This is a genomic window from Pseudarthrobacter sp. MDT1-56, assembly GCF_059383555.1.
This window is the reverse complement of record NZ_JBWZCK010000012.1, coordinates 1-18,423: the sequence shown is the minus strand read 5'-3', so window position 1 is coordinate 18,423 and position 18,423 is coordinate 1. Positions and strand designations below refer to the sequence as shown.

The window sequence follows — 18,423 nt, the reverse complement described above, 5'->3', positions numbered from 1 at the left end:
TGTGGTCCTTCCTGTTCGGTGAATCAGGGCAGCAAATGAGAATCAGGCATGCGCGAGTGCGGCGGCCGGGGCCGCTGCATGGGCCGCCGAGGCAACGGCGGCGGCGACGTCGGCGGCAACGTGGGGGTCGAAGACGCTGGGGATGATGTAACTGGCGTTGAGCTCGTCGTCGGCGACCCGGTTCGCGATCGCCTCGGCGGCGGCCACGAGCATCTCGGGGGTGATGTCCGCTGCCCCCGCGTCCAGCAGCCCGCGGAAGAACCCGGGGAAGGCCAGGACGTTGTTGATCTGGTTGGGGAAATCGCTGCGGCCGGTCGCCACCACGGCGGCGTGCCGGGAGGCGATGACCGGATCGATTTCCGGCGTGGGGTTGGCCATGGCGAACACAATAGCGTCCTTGGCCATGGATGCCACCTGCTCTTCGCCGATCACGTGCGGTGCGCTGACGCCGATGAAGACGTCGGCTCCCTTGAGTGCCTCGTGCAGTGTGCCGGAGAATCCCTGTTCGTTGGTGTTCTCGGCAATCCAGGTGCGGTGCTCGTCGTTGTACTGTTCGCCGAAGTGGATCGCGCCCGAGCGGCCGGCGGCGATGATGTTCCGGGCCCCCTGCGCCTTGAGCAGCGCAATGATGGCGGATCCGGCCGCGCCGACGCCCGAAACGACGATCCGGACGTCGGGGAGCTTCTTGCCCACAACGCGCAGGGCGTTGGCCAGGGCCGCGAGGGTGACGATGGCGGTGCCGTGCTGGTCGTCATGGAAGACCGGGATGTCGAGTTCCTCGCGGAGCCGGGTTTCGATTTCGAAGCAGCGCGGCGCGGCGATGTCCTCGAGGTTGACGCCGCCGTAGACCGGGGCGAGTGCCTTGACGATCTTGATGATTTCCTCGGTGTCCTGGGTGTCCAGGCACACCGGCCACGCATCGACATTGGCGAACTGCTTGAACAGCGCCGCTTTGCCTTCCATCACCGGCAGCGCGGCCGCCGGGCCAATGTTGCCCAGGCCCAGAACGGCGGAGCCGTCGGTGACGACGGCGATGGTGTTGCGTTTGATGGTGAGGTTCCGGGCGGCCTCGGGGTTCTCCGCGATGGCCATGCAGACGCGTGCCACGCCGGGAGTGTAGGCGCGGGAGAGATCGTCGCGGTTGCGCAGGGCGACCTTCGGAACCACTTCCAGCTTGCCGCCGAGGTGCATCAGGAAGGTGCGGTCCGAGACGTTGCGGACGGTGACGCCGTCGAGCGCGTTAAGCGCGTCCTTGACGCGGGCGGCGTGGTCGTCATCCGTGGTGTTGCAGGTGACATCGACCACCAGGGTCTCGTGGTGTGACTCGGTGACGTCCAGGGCGGTGATCGCGGCGCCGGCGGCGCCGACGGCTGCGGCCAGTTCGCTGGTGGCGGTGAAGCTGGACGGAGCCTCCACGCGCAGGGTGATCGAATTTCCGGGGCTCGGATTCGCCATTGAATTTTCCTCCTAGTCGGCCCGGTGACGGGCGCTTGCTGCAAACACTTATTTCGTATTATGGATATTATTATCTACTTTGTGGAAATACAAGCCCTGCGTGCCGGCACCCGGGGGTGTCGGCGCCGCCTGGGGGCCTCATTGACGGTGGCCGGGGGTGCTGTATCTTTGGGTCTACTAAGCGCTTTTTTCACGATGCGGATAAAAGTTGTCGCAAGCGATTCCTCAGGAGACCCAAGCTATGGCCGAAAAAGCCCCCGGAGGCGTGCAGTCCGTTGAGCGCGTTTTCGAACTTCTGGAGCTGATCACTGATGCCGGCGGGGACGTCACACTCAGTGAACTGTCGTCCTCCACCGATCTGCCGCTGCCGACCATCCACCGGCTGCTCCGCACGCTGGTCACCCTGGGCTACATCCGGCAGCTGCCGAACCGCCGCTATGCCCTGGGCCCGCGCCTTATCCGCCTGGGCGAGGCGGCGAACAAGCAGCTCGGTGCGTTGGCCCGGCCGCAGCTCCAGTCGCTCGTGGAGCGGCTCGGGGAGACGGCCAACATGGCGGTGCTGGATTCGGACATGGTTATGTATGTGGCCCAGGTCCCGTCGCTGCACTCCATGCGGATGATCACCGAGGTGGGCCGCCGCGGCTACATGCACGCCACGGGCATGGGCAAGGCGATCCTGGCGCAGCTGGACGACGAGACGGTGCGCGGCATCGTCACCCGGAAGGGCATGCCCACCCCCACCCCGAGGAGCATCGGCGATGTCGAGTCCCTGTTCGCGGACTTGAAGCTGATCCGGGACCGCGGCTATTCCATTGACGAGGAAGAGCAGGAGATCGGCGTCCGGTGCTTCGCCATCGCCATTCCGAACGCGCCGACCCCCGCGGCGATTTCCGTCTCCGGCCCCGTTTCCCGGGTGGACAAGTCCTTCGCGGACCGCGCGGTGCCGCTGCTGCGCGAGGCGGCCCTGGCGATTTCCCAGGACCTCAACAAGAGCTGACCCCCGGCCGTACCGCTGCCGGCGAGGCGGCCGGTGCGGCCCCTTTTCCTTCCGGGAAAGGGGCCGCATTTGCCATGTTGGGGGGCCGCCGGCGGTCAGTGCTCGGATTTCGTCGTCGTCTCCACGGGAACTTCCTTGCCGTCGCAGTCGATCAGCTTGCCGCCCTCGAAGCGGTCGCCGTCGGCCAGGCACTTGAGGTCCTCCTCGCGGATGACCCGTCCCGTCCCCGCCACAAACACCGACTGGTTCTCCGAATTGCCTGCCTTCAGATGGTTGAAGAGCAGGTTCAGCAGGATGGCCATCACCGCGGCGGAGCTGATGCCGGAGTGGAATATGGTGGCGAACCAGGACGGGAACTGGTCGTAGAAGGCCGGGGCGGCAATCGGGATCATGCCGAAGCCGATCGAGGCGGCGACGATGATCAGGTTCATGTTGTTCTTGTACTCCACCTTGGCCAGGGTTCGGATGCCGCTGGCTGCCACCGTGCCGAACAGTACGACGCCGGCGCCGCCCAGGACCGCGGTGGGCACTGCGGCCACGACGCGGCCCATGACGGGCAGCAGGCCGAGCAGGACGAGGATGACGCCGCCGGCGGCAACGACGTAGCGGCTCTTGATCTTGGTGACGGCGACCAGCCCGACGTTCTGGGCGAACGCGCTTTGGGTGAAGGACCCGAAGATGGGCGCTATCAGGCTGGAGCCCATATCGGCCCGCAGGCCGGCCGCGATCCGCTTTGAGTCCACCTTGGTGCCGACGATCTCACCGACTGCGAGGATGTCGGCCATGGTCTCGGTCAGGATCACCAGGACCACGATCACCATGGAGATGATGGCTGCAACCTCGAAGGTGGGCGCGCCCAGGTGGAACGGCGTCGGGAACGCCACGATAGGGCCGTTTCCGACTTTGGAGAAATCGGCCATCCCAGTCAGCACCGCCACGAAGGTGCCGCCCAGCATGGCCAGCAGGATGGAGAGGCGGGAAATCGTGGCACTGCCGACCTTGCTGAGCAGGAGCACTAGGGCGAGCGTGATCGCTGCGAGCCCGATATTCGCCATGCTGCCGTAGTCGGCGGCCTTCTTGTTGCCGCCCATGGCCCAGTTGGCGGCCACCGGCATCAGCGTCAGGCCGATTGTGGTGATCACCGTTCCGGTCACAACGGGCGGGAAGAACCGGACGATCTTCGAAAAGACCGGGGCAATAAGGAGGCCGATCGCGGCCGAGACGATGACAGCCCCGAAAACGGCCGGAAGGCCTCCGCCGCCGGTAACGATCGCCACCATGGTTGCGACGCTGGCGAAGGACACGCCCTGCACCAGGGGCAGTTGGGATCCGAAGAACGGCAGGCCGAGGGTCTGGAGCAGGGTTGCCAATCCGCCCATAAAGAGCGCGGCGGCGATCAGGATCCCGATGTCGGCGGGGGACAGGCCCGCGGCCTGCCCGACGATCAGCGGGACGGCAATAATGCCGCCGTACATGGTCAGGACATGCTGGAATCCGTACGCGAAGCTGCTGCCGATCGGGAGGCGTTCATCCTCGGGCCGGTCGGACGGTGTGCGGCCGGCGCGGGACTTAACCGCTGACGGCTTCTTTTTCATGTTCATGGCAGACTTTCTTGGTTCATGGCAGACGTCTTTGTCTGGCTAACGGTGTCTGGCTAACAGATGTGGCTTATGGGGGTGCTGGGTGCCTGTCCCAGGGCCCGGCACTGGTGCTGGCCCTGGAACAGGCGGTGGCTTGCTAAACCGGCTTGCTGAACCGGCGGGACCGCAGGTCCTAGCAGAAGCCGGCGATGCCGGACCACGCGGCGTCGGCCGGTACTGCGTCCTCGCGCTGGACCGTCGCCTCGATCAGGCCATACGGGCGGTCGGCGGCAAAGAACACCTCGTTGGGGTTGTCGAGACCAAATGGTGAGAGGTCCACCAGGAAGTGGTGCTTGTTGGGCATCGAGAACTTGATTTCGTCGATCTCGCTGTGTGCTTCCAGGACCTTGGTGCCCATGTCGAAGAGGGTCTGCTGCAGGGCGTGGGAGTACTTTTCGGTGAAGCCCTCCAGCAGGAGGGCCTTGACGTCCTCGTAGCCCTTGTTGAAATCGAGGCAGCTGAAGTCCGTGCCGGCGTTGTAGCGCCAGCGGGCGGAAACATCCGTGGCGAGGATCCGGTCAGTGGTCTCCGGCAGGGTGGTGTACTTGTCCCGCGGGTAGCCGACGAAGCCCGACTGGGTGGATTTGAGGACCGTCAGGTCCTTGAGCCCCGAGATGAGGTGCCGGTCGGCGCCGTCGCGGACCAGCACGGCGGTCCGGACTTCCTGGCCGCTGCGCACGAAGGAGTGGTCGTGGGCTGCGCCGTGGGCCTGGATGCGGTCCCAGCTGTAGGACTCGGCCTCCCAGCGGCCGCCGGTCACCCAGTCGAAGCTGGACGTGAAGTGGTTTCCGAGCCGGAGCAGGAAGGCCTCTGGGGAGCCGATACCCTCCCGGGCAAAGGCGTAGATGGTGTTCTTCTGCGTGTCCGTTGCGACGACGTGGCTGTTGTCGCCTTCCAGGTGGGCCGCCGCGAAGTCGCCGCGGAGCTGCGAGGTGACGTTGAGGTCTTCGATCTCGTGGCGCTCCGTGTCGCGGGTGATCTTGACGACGCGGACTTCCGCTTTACCGTACTGGTTCTGTCCGAGGACGATCTTGTTGTTCATGGTGTGGTTCCCAACTTCCGGTATGTGGAATCAAAATCCCACATAGAAATTTCGGACGCATTTCGCGTTCGTTTCTTTCTCCGCCGACCCACAAAAAAGAGCCGACGTCAGTTGACGCCAGCTCATTACAACCCTGCCTGCTGCTCCCAGGTTACGTGACCCACGCCACGAATTACCTTCAAGGCTAGCCCAGTGAGGCGGTGGTGTACATCACAATCTGAATTTTCCAATTGTGACCGGAGCGGCCGCGTGACGGAGGTCGCAGGCCCTTGACCGCGCCGCGGCACGGCCTTACCGTTTCCGTATAACAAGAACTAAGTTTCGTATCGTGAAATAAACCGCCCCTCAAAGGAGTAACAAATGCAGCAGCAACCAGCCGGCGCACAGGGCGTTGAGCCCCCGGCAACGCCCGACGAGATCTATCTCCCGCGCGGCGGCACCGATCCGGACTTCTACTTCCCGGCCGACCGCGGGCACCGGCCCGGCCGGGTCTCGCGCTGGATGACCCGGCTGGTCGCCGCCCGGTCTAACCGCCAGCCAGGTCCCGCACCGAAGTAGGGGGCACCGCAATAAGCCGGCCCGCGGGCCGTGATGCGGACCCCGCAGGCCGTGGTGCGGACTCCTGGTCCGGGCCATTACGGCCGGACCCCGGCCTGCCTTGTTCCGCACTGTGACAACCCGGAAATGTGGATTTCACATCACGAAATCAGGCTTCCGGAATACACTGGCGCGGCCCACGTTCCGCTGTTACTCTCGCTGGTGTCAAAGGCGGGCACCCGGGACGCGGGAGGCTATCTACCAGGCGCAACTGAACCTTCATCGCACACGCTGAAGCCTGGTCACCGACGCCACCGGCACATACGTTCCGGCACGGGAACCGGCTTCCACAGCACAAGGGAGTCGCATCATGACTGTCACCGCCACGGCCCAGGCCTATCTTGTCCGGTCCATCGAGCTGGCCACAGCCAACGTCATGAACAGCGGAGGGCCCTTCGGCGCCGTCATCGTCACCGCGGACGGGCAGGCATTCGACGGCGTCAACCGCGTCACCGCCACCAACGATCCCACCGCCCACGCCGAGGTCACGGCCATCCGCCGGGCGTGCACCGAGCTGGGCCGGTTCGAGCTCAGCGGAGCCACGCTCTACACCAGCTGCGAGCCGTGCCCCATGTGCCTGGCCTCCGCCCTCTGGGCGCGGGTGGATCGCGTGATCTTCGCCGCCGACCGGCACGATGCCGCCTCGGTCGGCTTCGACGACGCTGTGTTCTACGAGTACTTCGAGAACAACCAGCCCGATGCGGTCCTGCCCGTGCGCAAGCTGGAGCTTGACGGTCCTGGGGCACCGCCCGTGCTGCAGCCCTTCACCGCCTGGAACACCCTCCAGAACCGGATCGACTACTAGGGCCGTGCGGATTTCGCTGCGCTTTCGGACAGCCGCAGCGCGGATCCTGGGCGCGGGCGTCCGAAACCGCAGCGGATTTCCGGTGCTTCCCCTGGCCATGGTTACGAACGAGAATGTGCACACCAACGCCGCACGGCAAAAGGGGGTGCAGCAATGTTGGATCTGATGCCTGCGTTGGCGGCCTGGCAGCCGGCAGCCACCGGCGAGCGCTGCGCCGTGGCCACCGTGGTGGGGACCGGCGGTTCCGTGCCGCGGCCGGTGGGAACCTCCATGCTGGTGTCCGAATCCGGCGACGTCCTGGGCAGCCTCTCCGGCGGCTGCGTCGAGGGCGCCGTGGTGGCGGCGGCCCTGGCGTTGATGGCCGACGGCGGCACCCGCCGCGAGGTCTTTAGCTACAGCGCCGAGGACGCGTTCGCCGTCGGACTCACCTGCGGCGGCGAGCTGGAAGTCCACATCGAACTGTTGGCGGACACCTTGGGCGGCCTCCGGCCGGAGGGCCTGACCGCCCTGGATGCCCAGGCTCCCGGCGCGGGCCTGGCGCTCATCCGGCGGGTCGACGCGCAAGCCCCGAGAGGGGTCGCTGCGCCGCGAGGTGACGCTTCCCCGCGAGGTGCCCGGGCCGTCGTCATCCCGGATCCGGCGAGCTACCAGGTGGCGCAGTCCGATGCCGTGGCCGCCCTGCTGGGTGTTGCCGGGGACGGGGACCGCTCCCTGCTGCGGGCGGCAGCCGCCCAGCTGGAGCCCCTGCTGAGGAACGGGACCACCGGGGTGGTGCGGCTGGCGGCGGAATCCGGCTGCTACGGAGACGCGGCAGCGGGCCGGCCCGCTGCCGGGCCGGTCACCCTGCTGGTGGAGAGCAGGCTGCCGGCGGCCCGGATGCTGGTGTTCGGCGCCAACGATTTTGGCGCGGCCCTGGTGCCGGCCGCCCAGCTGCTCGGCTACCACGTGACCCTGTGCGATGCCCGGCCCGCCTTCGGCCGGCAGGAGCGCTTCGCCATGGCCGAGGAGGTGGTCACGGACTGGCCGCACCGCTATCTGGCCGCCGAAGCCGCCGCCGGCCGCCTCGATGCCCGGACCGTTGTCTGTGTGCTCACCCATGATCCCAAGTTCGACATCCCGCTGCTGCAGACGGCGCTCGGCCTGGACCTCGCGTACCTCGGGGCCATGGGATCGCGGCGGAGCCACGGCCAGCGGATGGAGTCGCTGCTCGCCGCCGGGGTGGCACCGAAGGAGGCCGGGCGGCTGCATTCCCCGATCGGGCTGGACCTGGGCGCGGTCACCCCGGCCGAGGTGGCCGTTTCCATCACCGCGGAACTGGTGGCACACCGGAGCCGTTCCGCCCGCCGGTTGTCCCTGAAACACGGGAGCGGACCGATCCACCGATACACCGGCGCTGGCCGAACCAGCACCCGGCCAGTCCTCACCCCGCAACACCAGGAGATGCCATGGACATGAACACCATCGAGGCGGTGGTCTGCACCGCGGATCCGGCCGACTGGCAGCCCGGAGACGCCTGGCTGGCCGGCGGCACCGTGCTGTTTTCCTACGGCAGCTTCGCCTTCGGCACGGAACCCCTGCGGCGGCTGCTGGACCTCGGCTCCACCGGCTGGCCGGCCATCACGGTGTCCGACTCCGGGATCGAACTCGCGGCCACCTGCACCGTCGCGGAGCTCTATGCGCTGCCCGCCGGCGAGACCGGCCGGGCGCACGCGGCCGCCTGGCCCGCGCTGGAGCTGGTCCGGCCGTGCTGCGACTCCTTCGTGGCCTCCTTCAAGGTCTGGAACATGTCCACCGTGGGCGGCAACCTCTGCACCTCCCTGCCGGCCGGACCCATGACCTCGCTCTGCGCGGCCCTGGACGGCGTGGCCACGGTGCTCGGCCCGGGCGGCGCCAGCCGCACCGTCCCCGTGGCGGAGTTCGTCACCGGGGACGGGCGCAACTGCCTGGCACCCGGCGAGCTGCTCCGCAGTATCCACCTCCCGGCGCCGGCCCTGGCCTCCCGGGTGGCCTTCCGCCGGCTGTCGCTGAGCAACCTGGGACGGTCGGGGGTGCTGCTGATCGGCAGGCTCGACGCCGACGGCAGCCTGGTCCTCACCGTCACCGCCGCCACCACGCGCCCCGTGCAGCTGCGCCTAGAAAACGCCGCCGCCAACCCTGCCGCCAACCCTGCCGGCACCGGCGCGGCAGCCGAACTGTCCGCCGCGCTCGACGCCGCCATCCCGGACGGGCTCTACCACGACGACCTCCACGGCCTGCCGGCCTGGCGCAAGGACATGACCTACCGCCTCGCCGAGGAAATCCGCGCCGAACTCGCGGCCCCGGCAGGCACCGCACCGGCCCACGTTTCCGGCGACTTCTGGCCTCCGCACCGCACCCCACTGCAGGCTTCGCCACAGCAGGAAAGGGCCTGAGCATGGCTATCGAGATCAATGGAACCCCAGCGCAGGCCGAACCGAGGCCGGGGCAGTGCCTGCGGACGTTCCTGCGGGAGCAGGGCAACCTCGGGGTCAAGAAAGGCTGCGACGGCGGCGACTGCGGGGCCTGCACCGTCCACGTGGACGGCACCCCCGTGCACAGCTGCATCTACCCGGCAGTCCGCGCGGACGGCCGGGCGGTCACCACGGTGGAGGGCCTGGCCAACACTTCCGCCGGCGCGGACCTGCACCCGATGCAGCAGCAGTTCATGGAACGGCAGGGCTTCCAGTGCGGGTTCTGCACCGCCGGCATGGTGATGACGGCGGCCACCTTCGACGACGAGCAGAAAGCCAACCTGCCGCGGAACCTCAAGGGGAACCTCTGCCGCTGCACCGGCTACCGGGCCATCGCGGACGCTGTCTGCGGCGAGGCCGCGCACGGCGAATCCAGCCACCCGGACCCCGCGGGGCCGGGATCCGGGATCGCCGGCGCTGGCCAGCCCGATCCGCGTCCCGGCCAGCTCGGCGACGACGTCCCGGCGCCCGCCAGCCAGGCGATCGTCACCGGCACGGCGCGCTACACGCTGGACGTGCCGGCGTCGGAACTTCCGGGGCTGCTGCACGTGAAGCTCCTGCGCTCGCCGCACGCCCACGCCCGCGTGCTGTCCATCGACGCCACGGACGCGCTGCGGATTCCCGGCGTGGAGGCGGTCTTTACCCACGAGGACGCACCCGCGCAGCTGTTTTCCACGGCGCAACACGAGCTCTACACCGACGATCCGGACGACACCCGGGTGCTCGACGACGTGGTCCGGTTCATCGGGCAGCGGATCGCGGCCGTCGTCGCCGATACCGTCGCCGCGGCGGAAGCCGGCGTCCGGGCGCTGAAGGTGGAGTACCGGGTGCTCGACGCGGTGTTCACGCCGCAGGACGCGCTGCGCCCCGGCGCCCCGCTGGTCCACGGGGACAAGGACGCCGCCACGGCCCGCATCGGGCGGCCGGAGCGGAACGTCGTCGCCGAACTGCACTCGGAACTGGGCGACGTCGCGGCGGCCTTCGCCACCGCGGACTTCATCCACGAGCAGACCTACCGCACCCAGCGGGTGCAGCACACCGCACTGGAGACCCACGCCGCCATCGCCTCGATCGACGACGACGGCCGGCTCCAGGTCCGCACCTCCAGCCAGGTGCCGTTCCTGGTCCGGCGCACCCTGGGCCGGGTCTTCGGCCTGCCGGAGGACCGGATCCGGGTGGTCGCGGGACGGGTCGGCGGCGGCTTCGGTGGCAAACAGGAAGTCCTCACCGAGGACATCGTGGCCCTCGCCGCACTGAAACTGCGGCGTCCGGTGCAGCTTGAATTCACCCGCACCGAGCAGTTCACGGCATCCACCACCCGGCACCCGTTCACCATCGGGCTCAAGGCCGCCGCCAGCGCCGAGGGCAAGCTGACCGCCCTGCAGCTGGACGTGCTCACCAACGCCGGCGCCTACGGCAACCATTCCGTGGGCGTCATGTTCCACGGCTGCGGCGAATCCCTGGGCGTGTACAACTGCGCCAACAAGAAGGTGGACGCGCACGCGGTGTACACCAACACAGTGCCGTCCGGGGCGTTCCGCGGCTACGGGCTGAGCCAGATGATCTTCGCGATCGAGTCCGCCGTCGACGAGCTCGCCGCCGGGATCGGCATGGACCCGATGGAATTCCGCCGCCGCAACATGGTCCGCGAGGGCGACGACATGCTCTCCACCCACCCCGACCCGGAGGAGGACGTACTCTACGGCAGCTACGGGCTGGACCAGTGCACCCGGCTGGTGCAGGACGCCCTGGACCGCGGCCGGGCACGGTACCGCGACGCCGGACTCGAGGACCTCGGCCCGGACTGGGTCACCGGCGAAGGCTCGGCGCTGTCCATGATCGACACCGTCCCGCCGCGGGGCCACTTTGCGCATTCCCGGGTCCGGCTCCTGCCCGACGGGAGCTACCAGGTGGACGTGGGGACCGCCGAGTTCGGCAACGGCACCACCACCGTGCACGCCCAGCTCGCCGCGACCGCCCTGTCCACCACCGCGGGCCGGATCACGGTCCGGCAGTCGGACACGGACCTGGTCGACCACGATTCCGGCGCCTTCGGCTCGACCGGGACGGTGGTGGCCGGGAAGGCCACCCTCGCCGCGGCCGAGGAACTGGCGGTGCGGATCCGCGCCTTCGCCGCCGGCATCCGGCAGGTCCAGGTCGCCGGGTGCGTGCTGGAGGGTGACGCGGTCATCTGCGAGGGAACCCGGGTGCCGCTGGCGGAACTGTTCGACGCCGCCGCAGCCGCCGGTGTCGAGCTCTCCGGCGAGGGGCACTGGGGCGGGACGCCGCGTTCGGTGGCGTTCAACGTCCACGGATTCCGGGTCGCCGTGAACACCGGGACGGGGGAGCTGCGGATCCTGCAGAGCGTGCAGGCCGCCGACGCCGGCGTCGTGGTCAATCCGCGGCAGTGCCGCGGGCAGATCGAGGGCGGCATCGCGCAGGCGCTCGGCGCGGCGCTGTATGAGGAGGTCAGGGTGGACGACGCCGGTCGGGTCACCACGGACATCCTCCGGCAGTACCACATCCCGTCCTTCGCGGATGTGCCGCGCAGCGAGGTGTACTTCGCCGACACGTCCGACAAGCTGGGCCCGCTGGGCGCGAAATCGATGAGCGAGAGCCCGTTCAATCCGGTGGCGCCGGCGCTCGCCAACGCCATCCGGAACGCCACGGGGGTCCGGTTCGCGGAGCTGCCGATCGCCCGGGACAAGATCTACCTGGGCCTGAAGGAAGCCCGCCGGGCTACGTCCTCCCTGTAGATGCCCCGGGTCTCGAGCCAACCGTTTGTGACTGGCCGGAATCCGCCACCCCTTGACGCCGGAGTGACCCAGGTCATACCGTTATTTCACTACTCGATACCCATCTTCCGCATTGTGGAATAAAGCAACGGCGCTCCTGCCGGTCGTTTCCGGCACAGATCCCGGTGCGGAAAGTATGGAAGACATCTTCAAGAAGTGAGATCACGATGCAGACAACCCCGTTGACTGGCGTCAACCCGGATCCCGAGACCACTGGTGACTTGAACAGGGCATCCCACCCCTCCATGGGTGTCGACGCGCTTTGTGACGCCGCCAGCGCCGCCTCCGGCCGGGCGATCAGTCCCACCCTCTACAACATCGACCTTGCCCCGACGAAGCGGGAAGGCCGCCGCTGGAGCAGCTATAGCATCTTCACCCTCTGGGCAAACGACGTCCACAGCCTGGGAAACTACGCCTTCGCCATCGGGCTCTTCGCCCTCGGGCTGGGCGGCTGGCAGATCCTTCTCGCCCTGGGCGTCGGAGCCGTCCTCCTGTTTGCGCTGCTCAGCTTCTCCGGCTTCATGGGTGTCAAGACCGGTGTCCCGTTCCCCGTGATGAGCCGGATCAGCTTCGGCATCAGGGGAGCCCAGATCGCCAGCCTCCTGCGCGGGGCCGTGGCCGTGGCATGGTTCGGCATCCAGACCTACCTGGCGTCGGTGGTGCTCCGCGTCATGCTGGTGGCCATGGTTCCCTCACTGCGGGAGCTGGACGCAAACTCCATCCTCGGCCTCTCCACGCTGGGCTGGGTATCCTTCGTGTTCCTCTGGATCGTCCAGCTGGTCATCGTCAGTTTCGGCATGGAAATGATCCGCAAGTACGAGGCCTTCGCCGGGCCCATCATCCTGGTGACCATGGCTGCCATCGCCGTCTGGATCTTCGTGGAGGCAGGGGGTTCCATCGCCTGGGCCGCGGACAATGCCCTCGAAGGCGCCGAAATGTGGCGCACCATCTTTGCCGGCGGTGCGCTCTGGGTGGCCATTTACGGAACCTTTGTCCTGAACTTCTGTGACTTCACCCGGTCCGCCGTGTCCAAGAAGGCTGTGGTTCGCGGCAACTTCTGGGGCATCCCGATCAACATGCTCCTCTTCGGCGCGATCGTGGTGGTCATGGCCGGCGGACAGTTCAAGATCAACGGCACCATCATCGAGAGCCCGTCGGACATCGTCCAGACCATCCCGAACACGCTGTTCCTGGTCCTGGCCTGCCTCGCGCTGCTCATCCTGACCATCGCCGTCAACCTGATGGCCAACTTCGTGGCGCCCGTCTACGCCCTGACCAACCTCTTCCCGAAGCACCTGAACTTCCGCAAGGCGGCCTGGGTCAGCGGCACGATCGGCCTGATCATCCTGCCGTGGAACCTGTACAACAACCCGCTCGTGATCGTGTACTTCCTCGGTGGACTCGGAGCGCTGCTGGGCCCGCTGTTCGGCGTCGTGATGGCCGATTACTGGCTGCTGCGCCGGGGCAAGGTCAACGTGATCGAGCTCTACACCGAGGACCCGGCGGGGGCCTACTACTACAAGAAGGGCTTCAACCCCCGCGCGATCATCGCCATGGTGCCCGCCGCCTGCGTCGCGCTCCTGATCGCGTTTGTTCCGGCGCTGGAAGCCGCGGCCCCGTTCGCGTGGTTCGTCGCGGCCGGCATCGCCGCGGTGGTCTACTACGTCATCTCGGACCGTTCCCAGCGGCTTGACGACGTCGACGGCGAGCCAATCGCCATCGCCAGCACCCACTGACCAGCCCTCCTGAAAGATAAAAGCACATGCGCATCCTTGTCGCCAACGTCAACACCACGCAGTCCATGACCGACTCCATCGCCGCGCAGGCACGCCAGGTTGCGCTTCCGGAGACGGAAATTGTGGGACTCACTCCCCGCTTCGGCGCGGACTCCTGCGAGGGCAACTTTGAGAGTTACCTGGCGGCGATCGCCGTAATGGACCGGGTGCTGTCCTATCCGGAGCCGTTCGACGCCGTGATCCAGGCCGGCTACGGCGAGCACGGGCGGGAGGGGCTCCAGGAGCTCCTCGACGTCCCGGTCGTGGACATCACCGAAGCGGCCGCGAGCACCGCGATGTTCCTGGGCCACAAGTACTCCGTGGTCACCACCCTGGACCGGGCCGTTCCGCTGATCGAGGACCGGCTGAAACTGGCCGGCCTCGATGCCCGCTGCGCGTCGGTCCGGGCCAGCGGGCTCGCGGTCCTGGAACTGGAGGCGGATCCGGAGCGCGCCGTGGAAGCCATCATCGAGCAGGCGCTGCTGGCTGTCCGCGAGGACAAGGCGGAAGTCATTGTCCTCGGGTGCGGCGGCATGGCTGGTCTGGACGAGGAGATCCGGAAGCGCGCCGGCGTTCCCGTGGTGGACGGGGTGGCGGCCGCCGTCACCATCGCCGAATCGCTGGTCCGGCTGCGGCTGAGCACGTCAAAAGTCCGGACCTACGCCAGCCCGCGGCCCAAGACCGTCATCGGCTGGCCGTTCGCGGTTGCCCCCGCGCAGGCCGCACTGTGAGCAGGCCCTCCTCCCGCTAAAACCAACGCGGGGTCAGCTACGGCCCGTGTTGTGCGCTTTCTTGGGCCGGAGCTGACCTCGCGTTGCTGTTCCGGCCTATAGTCGAATGATGGAAAAGCGAATCTTGGGCAAGACCGGACGGAACGTCTCCATTGTTGGACTGGGGACCTGGCAGCTTGGCGCGGACTGGGGCAACGTGGACCCCGCGCAGGCGCAGGCCATCCTGTCCGCCTCCGCGGAAGCCGGTGTCACGTTCTTCGACACCGCGGACGTGTACGGCGACGGCCGCAGCGAGCAGGCCATCGGCAAATTCCTGGCCGACAACCCGGGCCTGGACATCTCGGTGGCCACCAAGATGGGCCGCCGGATGGAGCAGCTGCCGGAGCACTACAACCTCGCCAACTTCCGCGAGTGGACGGACCGGTCCCGGCGCAACCTGGGCATGGAGCAGCTGGACCTGGTCCAGCTGCACTGCCCGCCCACTGCCGTGTACAGCAACGCCGAAGTCTACGACGCGCTGGACACCCTGGTCGCCGAGGGGGCCATCCGGAACTACGGCGTCAGCGTGGAACGGACCGACGAGGCCCTCGAGGCCATCCGGCACGCGGGCACGGCCACCGTGCAGATCATCCTCAATGCCTTCCGGCTCAAGCCGCTGGATGAGGTGCTGCCCGCTGCGGAGGCCGCCGGGGTCGGCATCATCGCGCGCGTGCCGCTCGCCTCGGGGCTGCTCTCGGGCAAATACACCGCGGACACCTCCTTCGCGGCGGACGACCACCGGAACTACAACCGCACCGGCTCCGCGTTCGACGTCGGGGAGACCTTCTCCGGTGTGGACTTCGGGCAGGGCCTGAAGGCGGTGGCCGAATTCGAGGAACTGGTGCCCGACGGCGTCAGCACCGCCCAGGCGGCCATCGCCTGGATCGCCGCGCAGGACGGCGTCAGCACAGTGATCCCCGGCGCGCGGAACGTGGACCAGGCCCGCTCCAACGCCGAAGCGGCGGGGGTCCGCGGCATCGACGCCACGTTCGACGTCGGCGTCCGGGAAATCTACGACAAGTACTTCCGCGAATCGATCCACCCGCGCTGGTAGCAGTCCGGGCCCGTTCTCACTGCTCAGTCCTCCGGATACCAGACCCGCTCTCCCTCGACGCGTGCGAAGGAGGTCAGGGTGTGGGGTTTGGCGGACTTTGCCGTCATGATGTCCAGCACCTCGACATCCCGGACCAGGAGCGCGTCGCCGATCAGCGAGCGGTGGCAGCGCCACGGGACGGCTTCGGCGCACATGATCGCCGCATCGTTGGTCCGCCCGCGTTCCAGCAGCTGGCCGATGGCGGTGGAAAATTCCTCGGTCTGCATGTAGTCCGCGTACCCCCGGAACGACGCGTTCCGCCAGGCACCGTTGGGACTGTCCTTCCGGGCGTGGCGCAGGCCGCCGAGGGATTCCATCCGCCGGTAGGTGATCCCGCTGGCCCGCACGCTCGCCGCGAGGGCGTCCGCATTGAACTGCGGATTGTGCCGCGATTTCGGGACGGTGCGGACGTCGATCAGCTTCTTGATGCCGTGGGCCTTCAGGATCCCAATGAATTCGTCGATGGGGTGCGTGGAGTGCCCCACCGTGAAGATGGTCATGTCCGTCATGCCCCCATGCTAGGACGGCGATGGAGCCCGTGCCGGCGGCGGGGCGGCCCGGATAGTCTGATTAACCGACGAGCTGCCAAGGGAACGGGCCGGGAATGACTCCATCCACCATCGAGGGCTTTGTTGACCGGCTCGCGGCCGTGGCAACAGGGCCGGGGTGTAACAACTTCTTTGATCACGCCGTGCCGGGAAATGCCCAGCGCCGGCGGAACCTGGCGATCTACCTGCGGGAAATGCTGGACCGCTCCCCGAAGGTGCTGCTGGTGGGGGAAGCCCCCGGCTTCAGGGGCATGAGGATCACCGGAGTCCCCTTCACGAACCGCACCATGTTCGAGGGGCCAGGCAACGGGTTTGGATTGTTCGGACCCGGCAAGGGCTACGTGCTGCCGGCGGAGGCCGCGGGTGTTGCGGCGGAGCCGACGGCCACGGTGATGTGGGAGGTGCTGGCCGAGCTGGAGTTCCTGCCCCTGCTCTGGAGCGCCTGCCCGTGGCATACCCACGTGCCCGGGCGGCCGCTGTCCAACCGCACGCCAACCGCCGCCGAAGCAGCGCTGGGTACCCCGTTTTGGCAGGCGCTGACCGAGGCGTTTCCCATCGAAACGGTGGTGGCCGTGGGGAATGTGGCGCACCGCAGCCTGCAGCGCAGCGGCCTGGACGTGCCGAAAATCAGGCATCCTGCCCACGGCGGCCGGTCCGGTTTCAAACGGGGCCTGGAGGAACTGATCGCGGCCGGCGTCACCCCGTAGGTCCTGCGCCCCGCGGTAGCCGCGCGTCCCGGGGCGTGGCTAATCCAGGAGGTGCAGCTGGTCGGGGGAATCGAGGTCCTCGCCGCCGGAGAGGTCGCTGCAGTCCACGAGGTCGACCAGCTCCGGGTGGGCCTGGAGGAAGAAGCGTGCCCCGGCGTCGCCGGTTGCCGTTTCCACGGCCTCAGCGCGGAGGCCGGCATCCAGCAGCAGCGGATGTCCGCGCTGCAATTTCCCGTCCGGGCCACGGTAGGCGGCCGCCGTCACCCTGCCGGTCCGGTGGGACGCCAGCAGGCGGGCGACGGTCTCCGCGCTCAGCCCGGGCTGGTCCACCAGCGCGATGAGCACATGGTCCTCCGGGGCTGCCGTGGCGACGCCGAGCCGGAAGGAGCTGCCCATTCCTGTGTCCCAGTCCGGGTTGTCGATGACCCGGTGCCGGCTGAGGTCGGTGCCGGCGCGGACCGTTGCCGCGTCCGCGCCGAGCACCGTCACCACTTCCCGGCAGCCGCCCGCGAGGAGCAAGTCGGCCAGTACTTCCACCAGCGTGCGGCCGCGGAACCGGAGCAGCGCCTTGGGCCCGAGCCCCAGCCGTGTCCCGGCGCCGGCGGCCAGCAGCACCGCCGTCGTGCCTGGTGCCCGGCTGTGGCCCGGTGCTCCGCTGTCGCTCATCTGCCCACCCTAACGCCGCAGGTCAGGCGTCGCCTCCAGCTCCGCCGGTGGTCCCGGCGTTGACGTCCAGCAACTTGTAGCGGTCCATCGCGTAGGCGGGCACGCCGCCGTCGACCTCCCCGCGGGCGGCCAGCAGCTGCAGGGTCTTCACCACAATCGAGTGGGTGTCGTTCTTGAAGAAGCGGCGGGCGGCGGCGCGGGTGTCGGAGAAGCCGAAGCCGTCGGCGCCGAGCGAGGCGAACTGGTGCGGCAGGAACTGGCGGATCTGGTCCGGGACGGCCTTCATGTAGTCGGTGACCGCCACGATCGGGCCGGTGGCGCCGGCCAGTTGCTGGGCCACGAACGGGACGCGGGCGGGCTGGCCGGGGTTGAGGAAGGCTTCCTCCTCCGCGGCGAGCCCGTCGCGGCGCAGTTCATTCCAGGACGTCACGGACCAGACGTCGGCGGAGACGCCCCAGTCCTCGGCGAGGACCCGCTGGGCTTCGAGGGCCCACGGCACCGAGACGCCGGAGGCCAGGATCTGGCTCTTGGGCCCGTCAAGGTCCGACGCCGACACCCGGTAGATGCCTGTCAGCACACCGTTGACGTCGAGGTTCTCGGGTTCGGCCGGCTGGAGGATCGGCTCGTTGTAGACCGTGAGGTAGTACATCAGGTTCCGGTCTGCGGACTCCGGGCCGTACATCCGTTCCAGGCCGTCCCGGATGATGTGGCCCATTTCGTACCCGAACGCGGGATCGTAGGTCAGAACAGCGGGGTTGGTTGCGGCCAGGATCGGGGAGTGCCCGTCCGCGTGCTGCAGGCCTTCACCGGTCAGGGTGGTGCGGCCGGCGGTGGCGCCGATGATGAACCCGCGGGTCATCTGGTCCGCGGCGGCCCAGAAGGAATCGCCCGTGCGCTGGAAACCGAACATCGAGTAGAAGACGTAGATCGGGATCAACGGCTCGCCGTGCGTGGAGTAGGACGTGCCCGCGGCGGTGAACGCCGCCACCGAACCGGCCTCGTTGATGCCGGCGTGCACGATCTGGCCGGAGATGGACTCCTTGT

General features: G+C 68.1%; 16 protein-coding genes. 10 read left to right on the top strand and 6 right to left on the bottom strand.

The window, feature by feature from the left end; genetic code table 11:
- Positions 1–42 precede the first annotated feature (42 nt).
- A complete protein-coding gene (locus AC50YC_RS16260) occupies positions 43–1,455 on the bottom strand; it encodes an NAD-dependent malic enzyme (protein ID WP_494954336.1) in 1,413 nt (470 codons plus the stop codon).
- Positions 1,456–1,696: 241 nt separating this feature from the next.
- Here AC50YC_RS16260 and AC50YC_RS16255 point away from each other — a divergent pair, with 241 nt between their 5' ends.
- Positions 1,697–2,452: an IclR family transcriptional regulator gene (locus tag AC50YC_RS16255; protein WP_494954335.1), complete on the top strand. Its 756-nt coding sequence runs from the start codon at positions 1,697–1,699 to the stop codon at positions 2,450–2,452.
- A gap of 95 nt (positions 2,453–2,547) precedes the next feature.
- Here the strand turns inward: AC50YC_RS16255 and AC50YC_RS16250 are convergent, their stop codons facing one another.
- Positions 2,548–4,053: a nucleobase:cation symporter-2 family protein gene (locus tag AC50YC_RS16250; protein ID WP_494954334.1), complete on the bottom strand. Its 1,506-nt coding sequence runs from the start codon at positions 4,051–4,053 to the stop codon at positions 2,548–2,550.
- A gap of 172 nt (positions 4,054–4,225) precedes the next feature.
- A complete protein-coding gene (pucL, locus tag AC50YC_RS16245) occupies positions 4,226–5,134 on the bottom strand; it encodes a factor-independent urate hydroxylase (protein ID WP_494954333.1) in 909 nt (302 codons plus the stop codon).
- Between the two features lie 360 nt (positions 5,135–5,494).
- Here pucL and AC50YC_RS16240 point away from each other — a divergent pair, with 360 nt between their 5' ends.
- The 8 genes from AC50YC_RS16240 to AC50YC_RS16205 all read left to right on the top strand — a co-directional run bounded on the left by AC50YC_RS16240 (position 5,495) and on the right by AC50YC_RS16205 (position 15,419).
- On the top strand, positions 5,495–5,692 hold the full coding sequence (locus AC50YC_RS16240; RefSeq protein ID WP_494954332.1) for a hypothetical protein: 198 nt from the start codon (positions 5,495–5,497) through the stop codon (positions 5,690–5,692).
- 349 nt (positions 5,693–6,041) lie between these two features.
- On the top strand, positions 6,042–6,536 hold the full coding sequence (locus AC50YC_RS16235; RefSeq protein WP_494954331.1) for a nucleoside deaminase: 495 nt from the start codon (positions 6,042–6,044) through the stop codon (positions 6,534–6,536).
- A 153-nt stretch (positions 6,537–6,689) separates the two neighbouring features.
- The gene (locus tag AC50YC_RS16230; RefSeq protein WP_494954330.1) at positions 6,690–7,991 is read left to right on the top strand and encodes an XdhC family protein; all 1,302 of its coding nucleotides are present in this window, start codon (positions 6,690–6,692) and stop codon (positions 7,989–7,991) included.
- A complete protein-coding gene (locus AC50YC_RS16225; RefSeq protein WP_494954329.1) occupies positions 7,982–8,947 on the top strand; it encodes an FAD binding domain-containing protein in 966 nt (321 codons plus the stop codon). The genes AC50YC_RS16230 and AC50YC_RS16225 overlap by 10 nt, the downstream gene beginning before the upstream one ends.
- A 2-nt stretch (positions 8,948–8,949) precedes the next feature.
- Complete coding sequence (locus AC50YC_RS16220; protein WP_494954328.1) at positions 8,950–11,781, top strand: molybdopterin-dependent oxidoreductase; 2,832 nt, start codon at positions 8,950–8,952, stop codon at positions 11,779–11,781.
- A gap of 206 nt (positions 11,782–11,987) precedes the next feature.
- Positions 11,988–13,556 (top strand): NCS1 family nucleobase:cation symporter-1, encoded by a 1,569-nt coding sequence (locus AC50YC_RS16215; protein ID WP_494954327.1) that lies wholly within the window; start codon positions 11,988–11,990, stop codon positions 13,554–13,556.
- A gap of 26 nt (positions 13,557–13,582) precedes the next feature.
- A complete protein-coding gene (locus AC50YC_RS16210) occupies positions 13,583–14,326 on the top strand; it encodes an aspartate/glutamate racemase family protein (RefSeq protein WP_494954326.1) in 744 nt (247 codons plus the stop codon).
- A gap of 109 nt (positions 14,327–14,435) precedes the next feature.
- Positions 14,436–15,419: an aldo/keto reductase gene (locus AC50YC_RS16205; protein ID WP_494954325.1), complete on the top strand. Its 984-nt coding sequence runs from the start codon at positions 14,436–14,438 to the stop codon at positions 15,417–15,419.
- Positions 15,420–15,442: 23 nt separating this feature from the next.
- Here the strand turns inward: AC50YC_RS16205 and AC50YC_RS16200 are convergent, their stop codons facing one another.
- Positions 15,443–15,967, bottom strand: coding sequence for a DUF488 domain-containing protein (locus AC50YC_RS16200; RefSeq protein WP_494954324.1), 525 nt, complete (start codon positions 15,965–15,967; stop codon positions 15,443–15,445).
- A 95-nt stretch (positions 15,968–16,062) separates the two neighbouring features.
- Here AC50YC_RS16200 and AC50YC_RS16195 point away from each other — a divergent pair, with 95 nt between their 5' ends.
- Positions 16,063–16,713, top strand: coding sequence for a uracil-DNA glycosylase (locus AC50YC_RS16195; RefSeq protein WP_494954323.1), 651 nt, complete (start codon positions 16,063–16,065; stop codon positions 16,711–16,713).
- Between the two features lie 39 nt (positions 16,714–16,752).
- Here AC50YC_RS16195 and nboR read toward each other — a convergent pair whose 3' ends face one another.
- A complete protein-coding gene (gene nboR / locus AC50YC_RS16190) occupies positions 16,753–17,379 on the bottom strand; it encodes a nicotine blue oxidoreductase (protein ID WP_494954322.1) in 627 nt (208 codons plus the stop codon).
- A 22-nt stretch (positions 17,380–17,401) separates the two neighbouring features.
- Positions 17,402–18,423, bottom strand: a 1,022-nt coding sequence (locus AC50YC_RS16185) for a transketolase-like TK C-terminal-containing protein (RefSeq protein WP_494954321.1), incomplete at its 5' end; no start/stop codon positions are given.